The organism is Actinoplanes sp. NPDC049548 (assembly GCF_040676695.1).
Taxonomy (GTDB): Bacteria; Actinomycetota; Actinomycetes; order Mycobacteriales; family Micromonosporaceae; genus Actinoplanes.
This window is the reverse complement of record NZ_JBFAPM010000068.1, coordinates 1-1,396: the sequence shown is the minus strand read 5'-3', so window position 1 is coordinate 1,396 and position 1,396 is coordinate 1. Positions and strand designations below refer to the sequence as shown.

Sequence of the window (1,396 nt, the reverse complement as noted above, 5' to 3'; positions counted from 1 at the left end):
CGGATACCGGGGATGCCCCTATGGATTGTCGAGGGGTTGGTGCAGCAGTGGGTAGAGCTCGCGGGCGACGTAGCGTTTGAGGCAGCGGATGGCTTCGCGGCGGGTTTTGCCTTGGGCCAGGCGTCGCTCGAGGTAGTCGCGGGTGGTTTGGTCCCAGCGCAGGCGGCTGATGACCACGGTGTGCAGGGCGCGGTTGGCTTGCCGGTCACCGCCGCGGTTGAGGCGGTGCCGGCGGGTTTTACCGGAGGATGCCTCGACGGGGCTGCTGCCGCAGAGCGCGGCGAAGGCGGCTTCGCCGGTGAGGCGGTGCGGGTTGTCACCGGCGGTCAGCAGCAGGGTGGCGGCGGTGTCCGGGCCGACTCCACGACGGTGGAGCAGGTCCGGCGTGTGCGTGGTGATCGTCGTGGTGATGTAGCGGGTCAGCGTGGTGATCTCGGCGGTCAGAGTGATGATCCGCTGGGCGAGCAGTTGCAGCGTGAACCGGACGGCGGTGTCGGGGTCACTGGGCGGGGCCGGCTGTAGGGTGCTGCAGCGGTGAATCAGCCGGGTGGTGCTCGACGTGTTCAGGGTTTCCCGCAGGCCGGGCTCGGCGCCGAGCAGGACGGCCTTGAGCTGGTTGATGGCCTGGGTGCGGGCTTTCAGGGCGGATTGTCTGGCCAGGTGCAGCGGCCGGATGGTCTCCACCGGTCCGTCGCTGGTCTTAGCGGTGGCCTGAGCACGGCCGGACAGCACCGCCCGGGCGGCGGCTTCCGCGTCGAGTTGATCGGTTTTGCCGCGGCGGCGCCGCTCGGCCTTATCGGGCTGGCTGACCTCGATCACGGTGACCCCGGCCTGGTGCAGGTGCCGGGTCAGCCCGATGCCGTAGGAATGGCTGCCCTCGACGCCGGCCCGGCGGCAGACCCGGCCGGTGCCGGTGATCCAGGCCGTCAGCTGCCGGTAGCCGGATCGGGTAGCGGCGAAAGTTCGCGTATCGAGCAGTACCCCGCGCAGATCGAGCAGACAGCCGACATGGGCGTCTTTATGGGTGTCGACACCGAGAACGACCTCGGCACACTCATCGCGGCCGGCGCCAGGATCAGACATGCTAGATGCGGTCAACGTGGTCTCCTGCGAGCGTGGGAAACGACCGGGTTGGCCGTCACCGGGCCGGCAGGCGGTCAGAACTGTGATGGTGCCCTGTTAGCGGCAAGGCCCCTATCGGGACACGCACTGACCGGTCCGGTGGCAGCAAGCACCACCCAGAGCCGGAGCCGACAGATCCTCGGCAAGACACCACGGCCAGTTGTATCCCGGGTCAGACCCCAACCCCAGGCAGCACCCCACCATCCTCACAGTTGTATCCGGCCGTCCGGACCGCGCCGCGAGGCGGAAGCTGGGCCCGTCGCAGGCCGTCATG

The 1,396-nt window shown here is 69.1% G+C and carries 1 protein-coding gene; it reads right to left on the bottom strand.

Annotated features, from left to right (window positions below; all coding sequences use genetic code 11):
* Nucleotides 1–18: 18 nt before the first annotated feature.
* Nucleotides 19–1,083: an IS110 family transposase gene (locus tag AB0J80_RS38475; RefSeq protein WP_364714779.1), complete on the bottom strand. Its 1,065-nt coding sequence runs from the start codon at nucleotides 1,081–1,083 to the stop codon at nucleotides 19–21.
* Between the last annotated feature and the right edge of the window lie 313 nt (nucleotides 1,084–1,396).